Below are 22,745 nucleotides of genomic sequence, written 5' to 3' on the forward strand. Positions count from 1 at the left end.
TGAACGCATTGGCGAAGGCAAGCAGTCAAGGTTTGACTGGCAGACAAAAAGCAGCAATTTTGTTGATTACATTAGGTCCGGAAGTATCAGCTCAGATCTTCAAACATCTGCGTGATGAGGAGATTGAGCAACTTACGTTGGAGATTGCCAACGTTCGCAAGGTTGATTCTTCCGAAAAAGACATGATCATGGCCGAGTTTCACCAGATCTGTCTGGCGCAGGAATATATCTCACAGGGCGGTATCAATTACGCCAGAGAAATCCTGGAGAAAGCTCTGGGTTCTTCAAAAGCACTTGAAGTCATTAACCGTTTGACAGCTACGCTGCAAGTCAGACCGTTTGACTTTGCACGCAAAGCGGATCCGAACCAAATTTTGAACTTTATTCAGAATGAAAGCCCGCAAACGATTGCCCTGGTTCTGTCTTACCTGCAATTCGAACAGGCAGCAGCGATTCTATCATCCTTGCCACAAGAGAAACAGGCAGATGTCGCTCGCCGGGTGGCTGTTATGGATAGTACTTCGCCGGAAGTCATCTCTCAAGTGGAGCGGGTTCTGGAACAGAAACTATCTTCTACCGTAACGCAGGATTACACGAATGCGGGTGGTATTGAATCGATCGTTCAGATTCTGAACGGAGTCGATCGGGGTACAGAGCGTACCATTTTGGACTCGCTCGAGATTCAGGATCCTGAGCTTGCAGAGGAAATCAAAAAACGCATGTTTGTATTCGAAGATATCGTCAATGTGGATGATCGTTCGATTCAGCGCATTATTCGGGATATCGACAACGCAGATTTGCAGCTGGCACTCAAAGTGGCAAGCGAAGAAGTTCGGGATGCCGTGTTCCGGAATATGTCGAAACGGATGTCCGAGACATTCAAAGAAGAGATGGAATTCATGGGACCTGTGCGATTGCGTGATGTTGAGGAAGCTCAGACACGTATCGTAGGAACGATACGCAGATTGGAAGAAGCCGGTGAGATCATTATCGCACGCGGTGGAGGAGATGATATCATTGTCTAATTTGATTAAGTCTTTCCAGTATGTACCCGTTGATGACCGTAAAAAACTTGAAAATCATCATCATTATGGTGGTGCTGAGGAGTCTGAAGCGGAATTATACGGTGATAGTGCTGAATGTTCTGAAGCAGAAACGCTTCAAGCACGCGTGGACGAAGAAACACAACGTCTTACCGCAGAGATGCTGGAAGATGCCAAGGAGTTTGCAGAAAAGCAAGTACGTGAAGCTTCAGAAGAAGCAGAGCGCATGCTTCAAGAAGCCCGTGAACAGATCGATAGCTGGTGGCAGGAACAACGACAACAGGATGAACATCTGACCGAAGCACTTCGTTCACAAGGTTTCCAACAGGGTTTTGAAGAAGGCAAAGTACAAGCTGAACTGGATCTCCAGGTGCAGATCGAAAAGATGATGAATGAAGCCCAGGAAGTGCTCAAGGAAGCTTATGTAGCTAAAGATCAGATCATTCAGGAAGCCGAACCGTTCCTCGTGGAGCTCGCTTGCGGGATCGCTGAGAAAGTCATTGATAAGCAACTTACCATTGAACCCGATCATACATTGGAACTGATCCGACAGAGTTTGTCACGTAAACGGGAGCAGGGTTTGATCACACTCTGTGTGGCACCTGATCAGTTTTCATTTGTACAGGCAGCTCGTGAAGAATTATCTCTGTCCATTGACTCTCAGGCAGAATTGCAGATTTTGCCTGATTCAACGGTCAAAGATAAGGGTTGTGTCATTCGTTCTTCGTTCGGAAGTGTAGATGCGAGAATTGATACACAGCTTGCTGAGATTAAAAAAGAACTGGTCCGCATAGCACTTGAGGATGAGGAGCGAAAAAATCAACATGAAGGTTCTTAGTTCACAGCGATATATGGAACATCTGCGCCAATTCGATCCTGTTCGTATTAACGGCAAAGTTACTCAGGTCATTGGTCTTATGGTGGAGTCAGAAGGGCCAGATGCAAGTATCGGTGACGTATGTTATATCTATCCTGGTAAATCGGCCAAACCTCTACAAGCCGAAGTTGTTGGGTTTCGAGATAACAAAGTGCTGCTTATGCCACTGGGTGAACTTCAATCCATTGGTCCTGGTTGCGATGTAGTAGGTACGGGTAAACCACTCGGCGTTCAGGTAGGCTCCGAATTGCTCGGTAAAGTGCTGGACGGACTTGGGCAGCCGCTAGACGGTTCCCTTCTCCCATCCAGAATGCCGATGTATTCTACCTCCAATACTCCGGTTAATCCAATGGATCGTCCACGTGTACTTGAAACGATGGGTGTTGGTGTAAGAGCTATCGACGGATTGTTGACCGTAGGTAAGGGACAGCGTGTAGGTATTTTTGCCGGTTCTGGTGTTGGTAAGAGTACGTTGATGGGTATGATCGCTCGTAATACGGCAGCAGATGTCAATGTCATCGCGCTTGTAGGTGAGCGTGGACGTGAGGTTCGCGACTTTATCGAACGGGATCTGGGTCCAGAAGGACTGGAACGCTCCGTAGTCATTGTTGCAACTTCAGATCAGCCTGCCCTGATTCGGATTAAGGGAGCAGTTATTGCGACCACTATTGCAGAGTATTTCCGAGATCGTGGAATGAATGTGATGCTCATGATGGATTCGGTAACCCGATATGCGATGGCACAAAGGGAAGTGGGTCTGGCCGTAGGTGAACCTCCGGCAATGAGAGGATATACGCCATCGGTTTTTGCAAGTTTGCCCAAACTGCTTGAACGGGCGGGTACAGGACCTACCGGTTCGATTACAGCCTTTTACACCGTTCTGGTCGATGGGGATGACATGAATGAACCGATCGCGGATGCAGTAAGGGGTATTCTGGATGGACATATTGTGTTAAATCGATCCATTGCAAATAAGGGTCATTTTCCAGCGATTGATGTGCTAGCCAGCATAAGCCGTGTTATGAAGGATATTGCTCCGGAAGAGCAGTTGGAAGCCGTTAATAATATGAAACGTTTGATGGCTGTGTACAAAGAATCGGAAGATTTGATCAATATTGGAGCTTACCAGCGGGGATCAAATGCAGCCATAGATGAATCGATAGACCAGATTGATAGTATATGGAACTTTACCAAGCAGAAAGTCGACGAGAAAGTCACTTTAAGTGAAGTACAGGAACGTTTGATTCTTGAATTTGCAAGGAGATGAATGGGTAAACGATGAAATTTCGATATCATTTCCAGAAAGTTGTTGACCTGAAGAGTAATGAAAAAACACAGGCAGAGTGGATGTTATCCACAGCGATCGGTAAACTTCAGACGGAGGAAGAACATCTGATACAACTTCTTAATGATAGAAGTAATCTGATCGGCATTATCCAATCCGCTACGGAAAATACAGCGTCTGTAAACAGTCTGCAGGAGATGCAGCGTTATGTACATCACCTTGACGAGTGCATTTCACGCAAAAACAGTGATGTTAAACATGCTCAGGTCAATGTGCAACGGAATCAGACGTTTCTGAACGGTAAGATGGTTGATGAAAAAGTATGGCTTGGAGCGAGAGACAAGGCAAAAATCAAATTTCAGCAGGAGATGCTCCTCCGGGAACAGAACGATCTGGACGAGATGGCTACTGTACGCTTCGCTGCCAAAGCCGGACGCGCGAATTGATGTGAGCCGGACGCGAAGTTGTCTCGTGAAGGAGGAATGAACGATGGCTGTTAAAGATGATAGCGACATGGAAAAAGAGTCGGGAGGCGGTTGGGAAAAATTTCTCATGATTTCAATCCCGATTGTATTCACCGTAGTATTGCTAGGTGTACTACTAACGCTATTTAATGTAGATATTCGTAATAATTTGTTTGAATTCGCCAACAAGATACCGGTAGTCAAGGAATGGGTACCTGATCCTGTATTGGATCCGGAGAAGGAGAAGCTGGAGAAGAGTGAGCAGCAGGTTGAAAGTGCTGAAGCCACAATCGAAAAGCTGAAATCCCAAGTAACCGCCAAAGAAACAGAGCTCAAGGCAGCACAGGAAGCAACAACAACCGAAGCAAAGAAGGCCACGGACCTTCAGAAGAAGTTGGATGATGCGGAAAAAGCGGCTGAAACGGCTACAGCAGCAACGCCCGAAACGGAATCTGATTATCAGAAACAAATCAAGGATTTGGCTAAAATGTATGCTGACATGAGCCCAAGCAAAGCTGCACCGATTTTGCAAAATATGACGAATGAGGAAATGGTATTGTTGTTGAATGCCATGCAGTCATCTGCTCGGACCAAGGTGCTTGAAAAGATGGACCCTAAAACTGCAGCCGACGTCACCATGATGATGAAGGATGCTAAACCGTCCGGAGATCTGGCACTGGATGCGCTGCAATCCAGATTGAAGAAAGAAACCGCAGCAACTTCAACTGCATCCACAACCACAAGCAAAAACCTGGATAAAAACCAGCTTAGTCAAACATTTGCTTCGATGTCTGCTTCAAGTGGTGCCAAGTTATTATTGGAAACATACAAGTTAAGTCCTGACAAAACATTGACCATCCTGAATTCAGTAGATGATGCAACACGCTCTCAATTGCTTGAGAACATGTCTTCAGAAGACTCGGTTGAAACTGCAAAAATTTTGAACAGATTAATGGGCAACAAGTAGAGCTGATTACACTGTATAACCGAGAGGAGGTGAAAATAAATGTCGATTGTATATCAAATGGCATCCACAGCATCTGCAAAAGCAACGGGAGCAGGTCAGACGACTGGAGCACAATCGAAAGGTTCAGCTGCAGGTGCTAGCGGTGAATTTCTCCAAACTCTTGCACAATCGTTATCTGGAGGAAATACAGAAGGTGATAGTTCAAGCGCTACTGGAAGTTTAACTGCCAATCCGTTGGTGATTTCCTTTGCTACAAGTGAAGAAGGAGAAGCGGCATCAATCACGGCTGTACTGAATTCGTTGTTCACGGACTTGGATGTGCTTGACGAAGCTTTGGAAAATGACCCAGCTCTGCTTGCAGGTTTGCAAACTCTGATCCAACAGATGTATACACAATTAAGTAATCCTTCAGGTACTAATGCAGAAGGTTCCGACGAGTCTTCGAACGGAGCGGAAAGCATAAAAACAGTACCCGCAATTGAATTGTCGCAGCATCCGGCAGCAGTAGGTTTTGTTCTGCAAGATATGCTTACACAATTAGTAGCTGGAATGAATGATCCTGAGAGTAACGTTGCGAAGAACGCTCCTGAATTCAAACATTTGTTACAATCTCTGCAGAGTCAGCTTCAAGAGGCTGGAGTGGATACCACTAGTAACAAAGGATGGACTGAACTGAAATCCATACTGGATACATTGACTGCAGTTAAGGATCAGACTGCACAGGTCGCTCCAAGTACTTCGCTTCAAACATCCAAACAGGATTCGGTCGTACCACAAGTTCTTGTTGCGGCAGTGGCGAATTCTGGAACCCAGGTGAAAGCTGAGGCTGAGACAACATCTGCTTCAAATGCAGGTGGAGAAGTGGAACACTCAACCATCATTACTGCAGGAGAGCTGTCCTTGCGTTCATCAGGTACAACAGTAGGAAAACCGGCTGAACCTGTAATGCAAACATCACAGTTTGCCAAGGAAATGACACAGTTTGTTGTTAACAAGCTGGATATTGTCCAGCAAAAAGGATTTTCCGAGGCAACCATATCACTTCGGCCTGAGCATCTAGGTAAATTGGATGTTCAAATTACCTTGCAGAACGGGCAGTTGGTTGCACGGTTTATGACTGAGCATACGATGGCTAAAGACATGCTTGAACAACAAATGACGCAGCTGCGTTCTTCCCTTCAAGCCCAGGGAATTCAAGTGGAACGACTTGAGGTTACCCAGAACAGTTCAATCGGATCACAGATGTATCAGGACGGAGGCCGTCAGCCGGGAAGTAACTCTCAACAACAACGCCGTTCGCGTGAGCGTGAGGAACAATCGGATGATGCTATAGCTACAGCAGGGGTTCAAGAAGAATTGCGTAACTGGCGTAGCGAGCAAGTCGAAGGAAATGAATTACAGAGAGATACGTTTAGTGCTAAGGCTTAAACAGAAATGAGGTGAGCATATGGCTAATGAAATTGTCTCAACGAATAATACCTGGCCGAACTATTCGGCAGCCAATAAAGCAACCACAAGTGCTGCAACAAAAGAATTGGGTAAAGATCAGTTTCTAAAAATCCTGATTACCCAGCTGCAAAATCAAGACCCGATGCAGCCGATGGAGGATAAGGAATTTATCGCTCAAATGGCACAGTTCAGCTCAGTGGAACAACTGGTCAATATTTCTACGCAGCTTAAAACATTGAACCAGTCCCTTGGTGCTGTATCCGGCATGATTGGCATGGAGGTAAGTTGGCTTTCTTCTAATAAAGATGATAACGGAACTCTTCGTCAGGGTATTGTAGATTCCATCATTGTAAGAGATAGCGTCCAATACGCAAAAGTAGGCAACGACGAGATTAAGCTGGATGAGATCATTCAGGTGAATTATCCAAAACAGGCAGAAGAGAGCCAAACTCCGGTACAGAACGTTCAGGATGTAACCCCTGAAACGAACGAGAGCCAGGAAGTTGAATCATCCGCTGAAACGGGTGATACGGAAGATAGCGGGAAAACGATATGAGTGATCGCATAACGGTTGGACAATTATACGCAGGCCCGATTACACCGAATATGCTTCAAAGACCCAAAACGGGAGAAGCTTCGGCTATACCCGAAAAACCTTTTGCAAAGGTGCTGGAAGATAATCTTCTGAAATTGAGCAATCATGCTGCCAAACGATTGGAACAGCGTGGTATTGAACTCAAGACTGAGCAAATGGAACAGATTGGTTCTGCTTTGGACAAAGCTGCTGCCAAAGGAGCCAAAGAGTCATTGATTTTAATGCAGGATATGGCTTTTATCGTCAATGTCAAAAATCGTACTGTGGTTACAGCTATGGATAGTGAGAGCATGAAGGATAATGTGTTCACTCAGATTGATAGTGCCGTAATCATTTCTTAACCGGCTGGCCCTTCTCGGGAGCCGGAATGCCGCTGACCGACTGATGCGGTAACCATATGAAGACTGGGAGGATTTTTAAAAATGATAAAATCAATGTACTCAGGCGTTTCCGGGATGCGGGGTTTCCAAACAAAACTCGACGTAATTGGTAACAATATTGCGAACGTAAACACGGTTGGCTTCAAAGGCAGTCGGGTTATGTTCAAAGATATTATGAGCCAAACAACGGCAGGGGTAACTGCCCCTGGCGATGCAAGTGGTGGTGTCAATGCGAAACAAATCGGTCTTGGTGTAACGGTAGGTTCAATTGATACGCTGCATCTGGCAGGTAGCCCAATGACAACGAATAATCCAACAGATCTTCGGATTAATGGAGATGGATTCTTCTTGGTACGTTTGAGTGAAGATCAGGAAGTACCTTACCTGACTCGTGCGGGGGATTTTCATGTCGATGCTGCACGTAACCTTTTGACATCGGATGGATTGTTTGTTCTGGATAACGGTGGCGGAAATATTACCATTCCAGATGACGTCGTTTCCTTTACGATTGGTCAGGATGGAACGATTAACCAGACCATGGCAGACGGAACTATCGAAGCGGGAGCACAACTTGGTATCGGAAAAGTGGTCAATCCAGAAGGTCTTGAGAAAATTGGGGGCAACTTGTACCGTATGACAGCAAACGCGAATCCGGATGGGGCACTGGAACCATTGACAGCGAACAGTGCTGAGGACGGAACGGGAGCAATCATTGCTGGACAGCTCGAAATGTCTAATGTGGATCTGACCGGTGAATTTACTGAGATGATCGTAGCTCAGCGTGGATTCCAGGCCAACTCCCGGATCATTACAACGTCGGATGAAATACTTCAGGAAGTTGTTAACCTGAAACGTTAATAGCTGATTAATGAATTTTTAAAACGTGGGGGAGCTTGCTCCTCCCACTCTGATCAAGGGGGCTTAGCATGATTTCGGTTACGCGGTTAAATGGTTCTCCCATGTGGTTAAATGCGCTGATGGTTGAAATTGTGGAAGAGACGCCGGATACGTATATTACTCTGGTAACTGGAAAGAGACTGATTGTGCTTGAAAAAGCCGCTGACGTTATTTCCAAAATTAAAGATTACAACCGTGAAATCGGGGTTCAGGCAGCCACTATTAAAGTGCAGCAAACGGAGGAATCCTGATGAAAAAAATGATGCCCTGGCTTGCAACAATGTTGCTGGCGATAACACTCATTGTGGTGGTTGTGTTTGTATTTATGCAAGGACAGAACGGGAATAAGGACGACACACATACGGCGGCAGCTTCAGAAGCCAAGAAGATGACTGCGGATGAGATTGTAGAAGTTTCCTCTGAGCTTGGAGAAATTAAAACCAATTTGGCTGATACAGATCATGTTATTGTCGGTAGCTTCTCATTCAAGTTGGCTGACGTAAAAGCCAAGGAAGATTTCGAGAAAATTAAAGAAATTGTCGTAAAACCGATTATCATTCAGACGCTTGCAGATACGAAGTCTGATGAACTGGCTACAGCAAAGGGTCGGATACTATTTAATGAGAAATTAACAGGTCTTATTAATGAAGCTTTACCAGAAAGTAATTTAAGTAGTACGAGCTTTTCATCCATTGTGATAGCAACGATGTAAATGAACAGAACATGCTGTAGACCTGTAAGGGGGTGAGAACATGGTGGATGTATTATCACAAAATGAGATTGATGCCCTATTAGCAGCCCTTTCCTCTGGTGAGATGGATGCTGAGGAATTGAAGAAGGAAGAAACTCAGAAAAAAATCAGATCGTACGATTTTAAGCGGGCAGTGCGTTTTTCCAAAGACCATATCAGAAGCTTGACTCGTATTCACGAAAACTTTGCACGCTTTCTCACCACTTATTTTTCAGCCCAACTGCGGACGTTCGTTCAAATCAATGTCGTTCAGGTCGAACAGTTGCCTTATGATGAGTTTATCCGTTCTATTCCTAAGATGACGATATTGAACATTTTTGAAGCGGAGCCACTACAGGGACGAATGGTGATGGAAGTCCATCCAAACGTGGGATATGCGATGTTGGATCGCCTGCTTGGTGGAACCGGAACTGCTCCAACCAAGATCGCATCGATGACGGAGATTGAGACGACCATCATGGAGCGGATATTCAGCCGAGCATTTGAAAGTTTGCAGGAAGCATGGAAGACTGTGTTGGATATTTCCCCAAGGATGGAAGCGCTCGAGACCAATCCGCAATTTATGCAGATTGTATCTCCCAATGAGACCATTGCTCTGATCTCGCTCAGTACCAAAATTGGTGACACGACAGGCATGATCAATCTATGTATACCGCATGTCGTTCTTGAACCTATTATGTCACGGTTGTCAACTCATCAGTGGTTTGTTTCGGAGAAGAAAACGAGAGCTCCGGAGGAGTATGATGCTCTAAAAGAGCGTGTGAACAAAGCCAAGTTACCAATCGTTGCGGAATTGGGAGAATCGAGAATTTCAATTGCAGAATTTCTGGGTTTGTCCGTTGGTGATGTCATTACGTTGAACAAACCAGTTGATGAGGGACTTTCCATTAAAGTGGGTGACAAACTGAAATACATGGGCAGTCCGGGGACAATCAAAGACCGTGTGGCTGTGCAAATAGACAAGATTGTCACCGAAGGAGTTGAAGAATTTGACGAGTAAGGATTATTTATCCCAAGAAGAAATCGATGCTTTGCTCAGGCAATCGGAATCGATAAACAGCTCGGAACCCGCTGAAAAGACGGTTGATGATTTTTTGACCGAGCTGGAGCAGGATGCCTTGGGGGAGATTGGTAACATTACATTTGGTAGCGCGGCAACAGCCTTATCCACGCTATTAGGCCTCAAAGTAGATATTACAACACCTAAAGTTTCTATTATTAGTCGAACGCAGTTTGAAGAAGCTTTTCCTAAGCCGCATGTTGCTGTTCATGTGAATTACGTGGATGGATTCGAAGGCATTAACTCACTTGTTATCAAGAAGAGAGATGCTCAAGTCATCGCTGATTTGATGCTGGGTGGCGAAGGAAATCCGGTCGATGAAGAACTGAATGAAATCCATATTAGTGCAGTACAGGAAGCAATGAACCAGATGATGGGTTCCTCTGCAACCTCAATGTCCACCATTTTTAATCGTTTTGTGAATATTTCCCCTCCAGGAATCGATATTCTCAATCTGGAGAGTGGAGAGGGTGTAAGTAATCTTCCAGCAGATGAGACCCTTATCCAAGTTTCATTTCGTTTGTTAATCGGGGATCTGATCGATTCCAATCTGATGCAGTTGCTTCCAGTACATTTTGCCAAAAACATGGTAGATATGCTGATTGGAGGCGCTCAGGAGTCAACTGCAAGCGCACCAGTGGCATCAACACCTGAACCTGCGCCAGCAGCTGTACCAGCAACGCCAACACCGGTTGCGGAGCAGCCGCCCGTTCAGCACCAACAGGCTCCACAGGCTCCACAACAACCTGCGCAGGACTATAACGGATATGGACAGGCCCCGATGGGTATGCCTCAAGGAATGCCGCCACAGCAGCCGTATGGCACGCCACCGCAGCAACCTTATGGTGCACCTCAACATTACGGTGGAATGCCAAATAGGAATGTTAACGTACAACCAGTTCAATTCGCCAATTTGCAAAATGGGGCGTATGGTCAGGTAGACGAAAACAATTTGAATTTATTGATGGACATTCCCCTTAAAGTCACCGTAGAATTAGGAAGGACCCAGAAGCAAATTAAAGATATTTTGGAACTGTCACAGGGTTCGATTGTCGAACTGGATAAGTTAGCCGGGGAACCTGTCGATATTTTGGTAAATAACAAACTGATCGCCAAGGGAGAAGTTGTCGTTATTGACGAAAACTTTGGTGTTCGTGTTATAGATATCGTTAGCCAATGGGACCGAATTCAGAAATTACAATAAGCACAATTTAGGGAGGACTTGAATCAAGATGGCAAACCGAATTTTAGTCGTAGACGACGCTGCATTTATGAGAATGATGATCCGGGACATTTTGTCCAAAAATGGATATGAGGTTGTTGGTGAGGCTCAGGATGGCTCACAAGCAATTGAGAAATTTAAAGAGCTTCGTCCGGATCTGATCACAATGGATATTACGATGCCTGAGATGGACGGCATTGCAGCTTTGAAAGAAATCAAGAAGATTGATGCTAACGCTAAAGTAATTATGTGCTCCGCGATGGGTCAACAAGCGATGGTAATCGACGCTATTCAAGCAGGTGCTAAAGACTTTATCGTTAAACCGTTCCAATCTGACCGCGTTATCGAAGCGATCAGCAAGACACTGGGCGTTTAAGAGACATGATGATGGCTCAGGGTGATATTCCAGGAGGAGCTGGCGTGGGAAGTAATTATTATTTACAGCTTGTATGGGTGATTGTTGTCCTGGCCGTCATCCTGGCCCTTATTGTTTACCTGATCCGTTTTCTAAACAAACGGAATCAGCAAATGTTCCGGCACGGCACAATTCGTACCCTGGGTGGAGTTGGACTGGGGCAAAACAAGTCGTTGCAAATTATGGAAATTGGTGGATGTGTATATCTGCTTGGTGTAGGTGAAGACATCCAGTTGATAGATAAGGTTTCGGATCTGGAAGAGGCCCAAAGAATCATTGATTCCTTTGAACGAGATGCTGCTGCACAACAAGGAAATCTCTCACCTCTCATTGCCAAGCTGACAAAACGTTTCCGTAGAGAAGAACCGCCGCGGGAAATGGAACTAGAGGACACAACTTCTTTTCACGAAATGTTTGAATCCAAACTTCGGCAGATGCCTAACCGTAAAGAGAAGATGGAAAAGCTCCTGGATAAAGACAATACTACAGATCGGTCGAGGGATTCATGAAGAAAAAGATTTGGTTAGCGTGTTGTTTATTAGGACTTATCAGTCTGGCATCTGTAACGGTTGCCTTTGCCGAACCCATTCCGAATATTGATATTCAGATTGGAAACGGTGATGGAGGGACACCAAGCACGAGTTCACTGTCCATCATTCTGTTAATTACGGTGCTTAGTATTGCTCCAGCAATGCTTGTACTGATGACCAGTTTTACTCGGATTGTGATTGTGCTCGGTTTTATACGTACATCTTTGGGTACACAACAAATGCCACCCAATCAGGTGCTGGTCGGTTTGGCGCTATTTCTGACACTTTTCATTATGTCGCCGACATTGTCTTCCATAAATCAGGTAGCGCTTCAGCCCTATCTCCAGGGAGAGCTAACGCAAACCGAGGCACTTGAAAAAGCAGCGGATCCCATGAAGAAATTTATGTTTAGTCACACCAGAGAAAAAGATCTTCTGCTGTTTATGAAGTACAATCAGACTGAACAACCAAAGACCTATCAGGATATCCCAATTACTGTTATGGTGCCGGCATATGTAATCAGTGAGTTGAAGACAGCATTCCAGATGGGGTTTATGATTTTTATTCCGTTTCTGGTTATAGACATTGTTGTCGCGAGTACACTCATGGCAATGGGGATGATGATGCTTCCGCCGGTCATGATCTCATTACCTTTTAAAATACTGCTCTTTGTCCTTGTGGATGGGTGGTATCTGGTTGTCAAGTCACTGTTACTGAGTTTTAACACTTGATCCGGAAAGTTAAAGGAGGACGGTCATGACTTCGGAATTTATTATCGGTCTGGCCGGGAAAGCGGTATACACGTCATTGCTGGCCAGTGCACCCATGCTTATACTAGCTCTGGTTGTAGGACTTGCAATCAGTATTTTTCAAGCGACAACTCAAATTCAGGAACAAACATTAGCTTTTGTACCCAAGATTGTTGCCGTACTTCTGTCAGTACTTTTGTTTGGACCTTGGATCTTAAATATCTTGGTCGATTTTACGTTCAACATTCTCGATAATCTATACAGATACATAGGGTAGGCTTTAGCAGATGGAGACATTGTTGCAAAGTTTCCCTGTCGCTCTGCTTATGTTTTGTCGAATCACATCATTTTTTGTAACTGCGCCAGTTTTTTCGGCTCGAAATGTGCCGACTTCAGTTAAAATTGGTATCTCTGCATTTGTCACATTGTCTGTCTATCTGATTTACGGAATAGACCAGACCGTACCCACCGATCTGAGCTATGTTTTATTGATCATCAGAGAGATTCTAATTGGCCTGCTTTTAGGTTTTGTGGCTTATCTTTTGATGACGGCTGTTCAGACTGCGGGAACCTTTATCGATCTACAGATCGGTTTTGGTATGGCCAATGTATACGATCCAATGACAGGTGCTTCAGCGCCACTTACGGGTAACTTGAAGTATGCATTTGCTATGCTTCTGTTTCTGACGATGAATGGACACCATTATTTGCTGGATGCGATCGTTTACAGTTACCGGTGGGTACCATTATCGAATGTGTTTTTCCTACGGTTGGCAGATGGAAGTATTGCTGAATTTTTGATTCAGACCTTAGGTCAATCATTTATGCTGGCTTTTCAGATGTCGGCTCCGATTGTAGTTGCGTTGTTTTTGACGGATGTTGGATTAGGTTTTTTGGCCAAAACTGCTCCTCAATTTAATGTATTTGCAGTTGGGTTGCCGCTTAAGTTACTCGTTGGTCTTGCTATTTTGCTTTTGCTGGTTCCCAGTTTCTCCTTTGTATTTAGTCAATTGTTCGAAGCGATATTCAGATCGATGGAAAAATTGCTTGGAACCATTGGACAAAGGCCCGGCTGAGTGAAACGGAGGAAAAGACACAAATGAAACTTCAACTCGACCTCCAGTTGTTTTCAGGGGAGAAGACGGAGAAAGCTACCCCGAAAAAGAGACAGGATACACGAAAAAAAGGACAGATTGTCAAAAGCGCTGAACTATCTGGCGCATCCATTCTCCTAATCGTGTTTTTGATCATGATGGTATTCAGCAATTACTATAAAGAACGTATAGTTCGTCTGTTTACAGATATCTTCATCAATCGATTGAGTATGGATATCACCGGAGAGAATGTGATGGCGCTTATGATGCGCTATGGTATTGAAGTTTTGTTATTGATCGCTCCCGTTTTGCTGGGTGCGTTACTGGTTGCTTTGATCGTTAACTACATGCAAGTTGGTTTTCTTCTTGTAGGGGAAGGTTTGAAGCCAAAACTTGAGAAACTGGACCCGATTAAAGGTTTCAAAAATATATTCTCTCTCCGCTCATTAGTGGAATTTGCTAAATCCATTTTGAAAATGTCGATTATCGGTTATCTCGTTTACAGTACAATTAAAGGCTACCAGTCAGATATTGCTTCACTTTCTCATTTTTCATTGGATGCTATTTTACATTTCGCTGCGTCGATCACTTTAAGTCTTGGGATCAAGATTGCAGTGGCATTAATGATACTTGCGATATTTGATTACATGTATCAGAAGTATGACCATGAGAAGAAGATTCGTATGTCCAAGCAAGACATCAAAGACGAGTACAAGAAAATGGAAGGTGATCCGCTGATCAAAGGTAAAATCCGGGAACGCCAGCGTCGTATGGCTATGCAGCGTATGATGCAGGAAGTGCCGAATGCGGATGTAATCATTACGAACCCAACTCACTTTGCGGTTGCGTTAAAGTATGAAGGTTCCGAGATGGAGGCACCACAGATTATTGCCAAAGGTCAGGATTATGTCGCCTTGCGTATTAAGGAAATTGCCAAAGAAAACGGTGTTATTACGATGGAAAACAAGCCGCTGGCACGGGCATTGTTCCAGAGAGCCGAGATTGGTGACGCTATACCGGCCGATTTGTTTCAAGCGGTAGCTGAAGTGCTGGCTTATGTATATAAACTAAAGGGCAGAACGAAATAAAAGGGGATCGGAGGCCGTACATTCATTGAAGATTAAAGATATAGCTGTCCTTGCGGGTATCATTGGCATTGTGTTAATGATGATTCTCCCGATCCCGCCCTGGCTGTTGGACTTGTTGCTCGTCGTCAACATTTCAATTGCACTGATGATACTTCTTGTTGCCATGAACAGCAAAGAAGCGTTGCAGTTTTCTATTTTTCCAGCTTTGCTGTTGATCACTACACTATTCCGACTGGCACTGAACATTTCGACAACCAAGCTAATCCTTGGTGATGGGGATGCGGGAGCCGTTGTTGCTACCTTTGGTAGCTGGATTGCCGGAGGGCAAATTGCGATTGGATTTATCGTGTTTTTGATCCTCGTTGTTGTTCAGTTTATCGTTATTACAAAGGGGTCTGAGCGCGTAGCTGAAGTTGCTGCCCGATTCACCCTCGATGCGATGCCTGGTAAACAAATGAGTATCGATGCGGATCTGAATGCGGGTCTAATCAACGAGCAACAAGCTCGTGAGCGTCGTTCCAAAATTGAACGTGAAGCCGATTTCTATGGAGCGATGGATGGAGCAAGTAAATTCGTAAAAGGTGACGCTATTGCAAGTATTATCATCCTCCTGATCAATCTCATAGGTGGGTTCATTATCGGTATGACTGTGCATGGGATGGCTTTTGCAGATGCAATGTCAACGTACTCTGTACTGACTATCGGAGATGGATTGGTAAGCCAAATCCCGGCTCTGCTTATTTCCACAGCAGCAGGACTTATCGTCACCAGAGCGTCTTCAGAAGGAAACCTGGCAGATGATATTACGGGGCAACTGTTTACATATCCAATACTTATTTATATCGTAGCTTTCGTTATTGCCATGCTCGGTTTCTTCACACCCATTCATGTTATTACTACGCTTCCATTGGCAGGTGTGTTGGCATATGCCGCGTGGCGTATGCAGAATAATCTGAATTTGAAACAAGTAGCGGAAGAACAGTTGGAAGAAGAACAGCAGATTGAAGAGGTTAGAAGTCCTGAAAGTGTAATTAACCTGCTTCAGGTGGACCCTATTGAGTTTGAATTTGGTTATGGTTTAATCCCGCTTGCTGATAATCAGCAGGGTGGGGACTTATTGGATCGGATCATTATGATTCGGAGGCAGTGTGCTCTTGAACTGGGGTTAGTCGTTCCGGTCATACGGATTCGAGATAATATCCAGCTCAGACCCAATGAGTATGTTATCAAAATCAAGGGTAATGTGGTAGGTGGCGGAGAACTGTTGTTGAATCATTACCTTGCCATGAGTCCTGGCTATGATGAGGAGTCTGTAACAGGTATTGAAACGACAGAACCTGCTTTTGGACTTCCAGCACTATGGATTGATGAAGTAACCAAAGACAGAGCCGAACTTGCAGGATATACGGTCGTTGATCCGCCTTCCGTTGTGGCTACACATCTGACGGAACTGATTAAGAAACATGCGCATGAGTTACTTGGAAGACAAGAGACAAAAGCACTTGTGGATAATCTCAGAGAGAACTATTCTGCCCTTGTGGATGAACTGATCCCTTCTCTACTTTCCATTGGTGATGTACAGAAAGTGCTTGCTAAGTTATTGCGTGAGAAAATATCTATTCGGGATATGGTGACCATCTTCGAGACACTGGCTGACTATGGTACGTATACGAAAGATCCTGATGTGCTGACTGAATACGTCAGACAATCCCTCTCGCGTCAGATTACTCAGCAGTTCTCACAGAAAGGTGAGACACTTCGAGTGATCACGGTTGGACCTGGTCTTGAGAAGAAAATTGCTGAAAGTGTGCAACAATCGGATCAAGGCAGTTATCTTGCGTTAGACCCTGTTTCTACACAAAGTGTATATCAGAAGCTCAGTGAACAAGTAAACCGTTTGATTCAATCAGGTCAACAACCTGTTGTATTAACTTCTCCAACCATTCGGATGTATCTGCGTCAGGTTATTGAACGTACTATGCAGGACATTCCTGTGCTTTCCTACAGCGAGTTGGAGCCGAATGTTGAAATTCAAAGTATCGGGGTGGTGAACTTATGAGAGTAAAACAATACGTTGTTGAGACCATGCCCGAAGCTATGCTTCAAATTCGCAAAGACCTGGGAAGTGATGCTGTTATTCTGTCCACCAAAGAGATTAAGGTGGGCGGAGTGATGGGAATGTTTCGAAAAAAAAGGATTGAAGTTGTAGCTGCAGTGGATAAGGAAGAAAACAAGCAAACAACAAAGCCAGTACAAAATCAATTCACACCTGTACCTCGTGCATTTGTACCTGAGGCTTATCGGCAAACAGCTCGTTCGTTTGTTGCGGCTTCTGATGAGTCGGCTACAACGAATACAGCTGATCAAAGTGTACAGGACCAATCTGCTGCTGCTCCGTCTGTGTTTGAATCGCGTAATATCGGTTCAGACATAGACAGCAGCTCAGGTTCTTCGAGCATGGATCATAAACCGCGACCGCAAGGGGCGGATTTTTCGGGTTCAACAACTGGTCCAAAGCCAACAGGTTCAGACCTGCAGCAGGATAAGTTGATGACTGAATTGCAGGATCTTAAACAAATGGTGACCAGGCTTTCAAAGCAAGGTACTTCTGCAGACCCTGTGCCAGAGGAACTGCAACCGATCCGAGAGCGTTTGACAGAACAAGATGTCTGGCCTGAAGTATGGGAATCCTGGTTTGATTCAATTCAAGCAAAATGGTCTGAGGATGGATTGAAAGAACAGGATGTAGAACAAGCGGTGAAACTTGAGGTCATGCACTTTTTGGAGCAACGTATTGAAGAAGGCATTCTTCCAACCACTCGAATCGTCTATGTAGCTGGACCAACCGGTGTAGGGAAAACTACGACGATTGCAAAATTGGCTGCTGAACAAATGTTCAAAAAACAGCGTAAAGTTGGATTCATTACATCAGACACGTATCGGATCTCGGCGGTAGAACAGCTTAGAACATATGCTTCTATACTGAATGTTCCACTTGAGGTGGTACAATCGCCCGGTGATACACAACGTGCCATTTCTCGATTAGAGAATTGTGATTTGATCTTTATGGATACAGCGGGTAGAAACTACAGAAATGAATTACTTGTTTCAGAACTGCAAAGTTTGCTTGCTCCTGTAGAGAATAGCGAAACCTTTCTGGTCATGAGTATGACTTCCAAAAGTGCTGATATGGTGCAGATCACGGAACATTTCAGTAAATATGGACTGGATAAGGTGATTTTTACCAAAATGGATGAGACTGGGAGTTGCGGTCCGCTATTTAACTTGTTACACCGTTTTCCACTCAAGCTCGCATATGTGGCAAATGGACAAAATGTTCCGGACGATTTGTTGAAACCAGATGCAGATTCGTTGTCTAAACAGTTGCTGGGAGAATGGTCACAATGAAGGATCAGGCAGCTGCACTTCGAAGTATGGTCTCCGCGCCATTGGAATTGGAAGGCATTGAGCGAGATATTCGATCCTCGAAAATCATTACTGTGGCCAGTGGTAAGGGAGGTGTTGGTAAATCCAATTTCACACTGAACTTTGCCTTGGCGTTGCAGGCTTTGGGGCAAAAGGTACTTGTATTTGATGCTGATATTGGAATGGCTAATATTGATGTTCTTATGGGTACGTCTTCTTCCTATAATCTTTACCACCTGTTGTACCGACAAAAAACCATAAGGGAAATCATACAACTGGGTGCCAGTAGCTTGCCTTACATTGCTGGAGGATCGGGCATGAAAGAGTTGTTCTCATTGTCAGATCGTGATCTGGAGTTTTTCGCCAGTCAAGTCGAGGATATTGCCCAGGAAATGGATTATGTCATCTTTGACACTGGGGCAGGACTCTCCAGAGAGAATATGAAGTTCATCGGTGCTGCTGATGAATGCCTGATTATAACTACACCTGAACCGACTTCAATAACCGATGCTTATGCTTTAGTCAAAGTTATGCACGGCCAGGAAAATGCTACGCCCTTTCGGATGATCGTTAACCGGGTGGAAGACGAACGAGAAGCGGAACGGGTGGCAGAAAAAATAGCTGGAGTGGCGAGGCGGTTTTTGCAGACGGATATTCCGCTGCTTGGGTATATTTCAGAAGACGCCCAGGTAGTCAAGGCGGTTAAAAGGCAAATGCCCTATAGTCTGGCTTATCCGAATGCCAAAGCCTCTAAAGATATAGAGAAACTTGCTCTTCGTTATCTGGCTGTACCTGCAACTCCGGGATCCGGAACCTTGACAGGAATCAGGGGATTTATGAATAAGTGGCTTAAACGGACAACGTGATTTCTGAATAAAGGAAACAGGGGTGACACAACATGGCGGCGTATCAAGTATTGGTTGTCGATGATTCCGCTTTTATGCGTAAGATTGTTACGGATTTGATCCAAGCGGATCCGGAATTCAAGGTTACGGCAACGGCATCAAACGGTAGAGAAGCGATTCAAAAATCACTAGAATTGAAACCCGATATTATTACAATGGACGTTGAGATGCCCGAAATGAATGGGTTGGATGCATTAAAATCAATTATGAAGGAATCTTTCGTTCCTGTGATTATGCTCTCTGGTATCAATGAACAAGGCATGAAAGAAACCATTATGGCGCTTGAAGCTGGGGCATTTGACTTCATTCGCAAACCATCTATTTCACATGACCAGGATATTGCTCAAGTTGGTAAAGCCTTGGTTGAGCGCATGCGAGCTGCGATGAATGAGATCAAAAGAAAAGCTGATCGTGAGTTATCCATGAAAAATAGAGACATGTTGCGAGGAGCAGTTGCTCCCCCAACTCAGCCATTGCAGAAAGAACTGCCAGCCAGGGATCGAGCGGAGCCCGTGAAAAAAACGATCGAATCTGTCGAGACGATTCAACGCTCTATTCGAGAGCGGACTGAAGCCTTTCAGGCCAAAGCAAAGAAACCCATTGAACCATTGTCACCTTCAAAACCAGATCGCGTAGAGAATAAACCGGAGCGTTTGCCAAAGGCTGAGCGTAATTTGGGGACGAAGGCAGAAAAAGCAGTGAGGTCAGCTAATCCAGTACAGACTCCAAAGGAAGTTCGACTACCTAATGCAGCTAGAGTGGCAGCTGATCAAATAGCGGCAACTTCTGCCTCTGCAAAAGCCAAGGATGTAATCAAGCCTAATCCTGTTCCCAAAGGTGGAGGGGGGCTGGAAGGACCATTCAACAAACTTGTGGCAATAGGTTGTTCTACGGGTGGACCGAGGGCTCTCAAAACTTTGCTTGAGCAGTTGCCTGCTGATTTGCCTGCACCGGTCATTATTGTGCAGCATATGCCGCCCAATTTCACACGTTCTTTGGCTCAACGATTGAATACATTCAGTCCACTGCATGTGGTTGAAGCTGAAGATGGAATGGTTCTGAAAAAAGGAACCGCCTATATAGCACCCGGTGGATTCCATGTGAAAGTTAACAAAACAGCAGACGGGAAGTTTATTGTGAAATTGACTGAAGACCAACCAGTGAATGGACATAGACCTTCAGTGGATACGATGTTTGAGTCACTTCTGCCGTTTACATCTTTACAAAGGCATCTTGTTTTGCTAACGGGAATGGGAAGTGATGGAGCACGTATGATGAAGAGATTATACGAAGCTGGAGTTACATCAACCTTTGCCGAGAATGAAGAAACATGTGTTGTATATGGTATGCCGCGCTCTGCTGTAGAGCTGCAATGCGTTCGTCATCTTCTGCCATTGCAGGAGATTGCTTCTAAACTAGTTCAAGCAGTGAAATAACGGAGTGTAACTCACGGAGGAGGTGCCTCACAATGGACATGAACCAATATTTATCCATGTTTATTGATGAGTCTAATGATCATCTGCAATCGCTTAACGAAAACATGCTTCAACTTGAAGGCAATCCGGAAGACCTGGGCATAGTTCAGGTTATATTCCGCTCTGCTCATACCTTGAAGGGTATGGCAGCAACTATGGGCTTTGAAGATTTGGCATCACTTACACATAAAATGGAAAATGTGTTGGATCTGGTTCGTAATGAGAAATTGAAAATGCAGGATTTCATTTTTGATACCATGTTCAAGAGTCTGGACGCTTTGGAAACCATGGTTCAGGATATTACCGAAGGTGGACAAGGTAAAGCAGATGTGTCGTCAATCGTAGCTTCACTTCAAGCCATTGAAAATGGTGAAATGACAAACGGAAATGGACCTGTTACAGAAACAAACAAGCCGGCTAACGCTTCAATCTCTTCGGCTGTGGAGCTGGATGAATTCCAATATTCAGTGCTGGATCAGTCGATCGCCGAAGGTCATCGTGTGTTCTACGTGGATGTGCTTGTTAGCGAGCATAGCCAGTTAAAAGGTGTACGGGCTTATATGGTCTTTGATATGCTGGAACGTTCGGGTGAAGTCGTTAAGGCTTACCCATCCGTTCAGGATATTGAGCAGGAGAAGTTTGAGCGCAGTTTCTCGTTGTATTACATAACAACTAAAGAGGCGCACGAACTGGAAGAAGGCATCATGAGTATCTCTGAGATTGAAAGTGCAAAGCTCATTCAACTGGATCAGGAGACTCTTCAGCAGATGGCTAATCAGGTAGCAGCTACGGTTGAAGCGCCACCCGCACCAACAGCTTTAGCTGAGGTTGCTTCGCCGGATAAGAATTCTGTACCCAAAGAAGAAAACACAACGGCACCAGCTAAAACAGCTGCACCGAAGCAAGCTGCTGCACCTTCACGTACCATTCGTGTGGATATTGAACGTCTCGACGTATTGATGAACCTGTTCAGTGAATTGTTGATTGACCGTTCACGTCTGGAGCAACTGGCGAGTGAGACAGGCAACAATGATTTATCCGATACAGTAGCTCATTTAAGTCGAGTTAGCACAGATTTGCAAAATATTGTACTGAAATTGCGGATGGTTCCGGTAGATACCGTATTTAATCGATTCCCGCGCATGATCCGTGATCTGGCTAAGACACTTGATAAAAAAATCGATCTGGTGATTACAGGTGCTGAGACGGAACTGGATCGTACGGTAATTGATGAGATTGGTGATCCGCTTGTGCATTTACTGCGTAACGCGGTTGACCATGGTGTGGAATCCATTGCAGAGCGTGTAGCTGCAGGTAAACCAGAGATGGGTACAGTAAACCTGCGTGCCTTCCACAGTGGAAATCACGTATTTATCGAGATTGAAGATGATGGTAAAGGTATCTATCGCGACAAGCTTTTGAAAACCGCGATCAAACGTGGTGTTGTAACCGAAGAACAAGGTGCCAAGATGAGTGACGATGAAGTGAATCAACTGTTGTTCGCACCTGGTTTTAGTACTGCTGATATTATCTCGGATATCTCTGGCCGGGGCGTTGGCTTGGATGTAGTAAAATCGAAGATCACTTCGCTTGGCGGTAATGTAACGATTCATTCAACTCCAGGCAAAGGCACGAACTTCTCTGTTCAGCTTCCGTTGACACTATCCATTATTGCTGCAATGCTTGTACGACTTGGTTCAGAGAAATATGCTGTTCCGTTGTCCTCCATTGTAGAGACGGCCATTGTACAACGTGAGCAAGTTCGTAATATTCACGGCAATAAAATGATCACGTTCCGTGAGTCACTGATTCCGTACTTGTCTTTGAGCGAAGTATTCTCTGTACCGGATTTCAATGACGCTGATGAGCAAGAAACAGAAATTGTCGTGATTCGTAAAGGCGACCGTCTTGCAGCCGTAGCTGTTGAAGAATTTATTGGACAAAGTGAGATTGTTCTCAAATCAATGGGAACCTATCTTCCTGCTATTGAAGGAATCTCTGGAGCAACCATTCTCGGAGATGGACAAGTAGCCCTGATTCTTGATCCTAATGCATTTATTAAATAAGCATAGA

Annotated in this window: 24 protein-coding genes; all 24 read left to right on the plus strand. The window is 44.8% G+C overall.

Annotated elements, in window-relative coordinates:
• The first annotated feature begins 8 nt into the window (after positions 1 to 8).
• The 24 genes from fliG to F0220_RS11340 all read left to right on the plus strand — a co-directional run bounded on the left by fliG (position 9) and on the right by F0220_RS11340 (position 22,738).
• Positions 9 to 1,025: a flagellar motor switch protein FliG gene (gene fliG / locus F0220_RS11225; protein ID WP_047842476.1), complete on the plus strand. Its 1,017-nt coding sequence runs from the start codon at positions 9 to 11 to the stop codon at positions 1,023 to 1,025.
• Complete coding sequence (locus F0220_RS11230; protein WP_091017302.1) at positions 1,018 to 1,881, plus strand: FliH/SctL family protein; 864 nt, start codon at positions 1,018 to 1,020, stop codon at positions 1,879 to 1,881. The genes fliG and F0220_RS11230 overlap by 8 nt, the downstream gene beginning before the upstream one ends.
• Entirely contained in the window at positions 1,868 to 3,187 is a 1,320-nt protein-coding gene (fliI, locus tag F0220_RS11235) for a flagellar protein export ATPase FliI (protein ID WP_036609365.1), read from the plus strand. The genes F0220_RS11230 and fliI overlap by 14 nt, the downstream gene beginning before the upstream one ends.
• Positions 3,188 to 3,198: 11 nt before the next feature.
• On the plus strand, positions 3,199 to 3,651 hold the full coding sequence (gene fliJ, locus F0220_RS11240; protein ID WP_036670362.1) for a flagellar export protein FliJ: 453 nt from the start codon (positions 3,199 to 3,201) through the stop codon (positions 3,649 to 3,651).
• Between the two features lie 43 nt (positions 3,652 to 3,694).
• Entirely contained in the window at positions 3,695 to 4,636 is a 942-nt protein-coding gene (locus tag F0220_RS11245; RefSeq protein WP_091017300.1) for a MotE family protein, read from the plus strand.
• 39 nt (positions 4,637 to 4,675) lie between these two features.
• A complete protein-coding gene (locus F0220_RS11250; protein ID WP_105598205.1) occupies positions 4,676 to 6,064 on the plus strand; it encodes a flagellar hook-length control protein FliK in 1,389 nt (462 codons plus the stop codon).
• 19 nt (positions 6,065 to 6,083) lie between these two features.
• Positions 6,084 to 6,641, plus strand: coding sequence for a flagellar hook capping FlgD N-terminal domain-containing protein (locus F0220_RS11255; protein ID WP_047842480.1), 558 nt, complete (start codon positions 6,084 to 6,086; stop codon positions 6,639 to 6,641).
• Positions 6,638 to 7,021, plus strand: coding sequence for a TIGR02530 family flagellar biosynthesis protein (locus tag F0220_RS11260; protein WP_047842481.1), 384 nt, complete (start codon positions 6,638 to 6,640; stop codon positions 7,019 to 7,021). The genes F0220_RS11255 and F0220_RS11260 overlap by 4 nt, the downstream gene beginning before the upstream one ends.
• Positions 7,022 to 7,102: 81 nt before the next feature.
• The gene (gene flgG / locus F0220_RS11265; protein WP_091017297.1) at positions 7,103 to 7,918 is read left to right on the plus strand and encodes a flagellar basal body rod protein FlgG; all 816 of its coding nucleotides are present in this window, start codon (positions 7,103 to 7,105) and stop codon (positions 7,916 to 7,918) included.
• A 68-nt stretch (positions 7,919 to 7,986) separates the two neighbouring features.
• Positions 7,987 to 8,208, plus strand: a complete 222-nt coding sequence (locus F0220_RS11270; RefSeq protein ID WP_017689179.1) for a flagellar FlbD family protein — start codon at positions 7,987 to 7,989, stop codon at positions 8,206 to 8,208.
• Entirely contained in the window at positions 8,208 to 8,669 is a 462-nt protein-coding gene (locus tag F0220_RS11275; protein ID WP_105598206.1) for a flagellar basal body-associated FliL family protein, read from the plus strand. Before F0220_RS11270 ends, F0220_RS11275 begins: the two co-directional genes overlap by 1 nt.
• Positions 8,670 to 8,709: 40 nt before the next feature.
• Entirely contained in the window at positions 8,710 to 9,708 is a 999-nt protein-coding gene (fliM, locus tag F0220_RS11280; protein WP_074094566.1) for a flagellar motor switch protein FliM, read from the plus strand.
• Positions 9,698 to 10,972 (plus strand): flagellar motor switch phosphatase FliY, encoded by a 1,275-nt coding sequence (gene fliY / locus F0220_RS11285; protein WP_105598207.1) that lies wholly within the window; start codon positions 9,698 to 9,700, stop codon positions 10,970 to 10,972. The genes fliM and fliY overlap by 11 nt, the downstream gene beginning before the upstream one ends.
• A gap of 28 nt (positions 10,973 to 11,000) precedes the next feature.
• Positions 11,001 to 11,366 carry a response regulator gene (locus F0220_RS11290; protein WP_017689175.1) on the plus strand — a complete coding sequence of 122 codons (366 nt, stop codon included), beginning with the start codon at positions 11,001 to 11,003 and terminating at the stop codon, positions 11,364 to 11,366.
• Positions 11,367 to 11,377: 11 nt separating this feature from the next.
• Complete coding sequence (locus F0220_RS11295) at positions 11,378 to 11,914, plus strand: flagellar biosynthetic protein FliO (protein WP_091017292.1); 537 nt, start codon at positions 11,378 to 11,380, stop codon at positions 11,912 to 11,914.
• Entirely contained in the window at positions 11,911 to 12,666 is a 756-nt protein-coding gene (gene fliP / locus F0220_RS11300; RefSeq protein WP_036609355.1) for a flagellar type III secretion system pore protein FliP, read from the plus strand. Before F0220_RS11295 ends, fliP begins: the two co-directional genes overlap by 4 nt.
• A gap of 25 nt (positions 12,667 to 12,691) precedes the next feature.
• Positions 12,692 to 12,961: a flagellar biosynthesis protein FliQ gene (gene fliQ, locus F0220_RS11305; protein WP_017689172.1), complete on the plus strand. Its 270-nt coding sequence runs from the start codon at positions 12,692 to 12,694 to the stop codon at positions 12,959 to 12,961.
• 10 nt (positions 12,962 to 12,971) lie between these two features.
• Positions 12,972 to 13,760: a flagellar biosynthetic protein FliR gene (gene fliR, locus F0220_RS11310; protein WP_017689171.1), complete on the plus strand. Its 789-nt coding sequence runs from the start codon at positions 12,972 to 12,974 to the stop codon at positions 13,758 to 13,760.
• Between the two features lie 23 nt (positions 13,761 to 13,783).
• Positions 13,784 to 14,866 (plus strand): flagellar biosynthesis protein FlhB, encoded by a 1,083-nt coding sequence (flhB, locus tag F0220_RS11315; RefSeq protein WP_188310541.1) that lies wholly within the window; start codon positions 13,784 to 13,786, stop codon positions 14,864 to 14,866.
• A gap of 25 nt (positions 14,867 to 14,891) precedes the next feature.
• Positions 14,892 to 16,925 carry a flagellar biosynthesis protein FlhA gene (flhA, locus tag F0220_RS11320; protein ID WP_091017288.1) on the plus strand — a complete coding sequence of 678 codons (2,034 nt, stop codon included), beginning with the start codon at positions 14,892 to 14,894 and terminating at the stop codon, positions 16,923 to 16,925.
• Complete coding sequence (flhF, locus tag F0220_RS11325) at positions 16,922 to 18,274, plus strand: flagellar biosynthesis GTPase FlhF (protein WP_091017286.1); 1,353 nt, start codon at positions 16,922 to 16,924, stop codon at positions 18,272 to 18,274. Before flhA ends, flhF begins: the two co-directional genes overlap by 4 nt.
• A complete protein-coding gene (locus tag F0220_RS11330) occupies positions 18,271 to 19,158 on the plus strand; it encodes a MinD/ParA family protein (protein ID WP_149846520.1) in 888 nt (295 codons plus the stop codon). Before flhF ends, F0220_RS11330 begins: the two co-directional genes overlap by 4 nt.
• Before the next feature lie 32 nt (positions 19,159 to 19,190).
• Complete coding sequence (locus F0220_RS11335; RefSeq protein WP_149846521.1) at positions 19,191 to 20,633, plus strand: protein-glutamate methylesterase/protein-glutamine glutaminase; 1,443 nt, start codon at positions 19,191 to 19,193, stop codon at positions 20,631 to 20,633.
• A gap of 32 nt (positions 20,634 to 20,665) precedes the next feature.
• A complete protein-coding gene (locus F0220_RS11340; protein WP_149846522.1) occupies positions 20,666 to 22,738 on the plus strand; it encodes a chemotaxis protein CheA in 2,073 nt (690 codons plus the stop codon).
• The last annotated feature ends 7 nt before the right edge of the window (positions 22,739 to 22,745 follow it).

This window comes from Paenibacillus sp. 37 (genome assembly GCF_008386395.1).
Lineage (GTDB): Bacteria > Bacillota > Bacilli > Paenibacillales > Paenibacillaceae > Paenibacillus > Paenibacillus amylolyticus_B.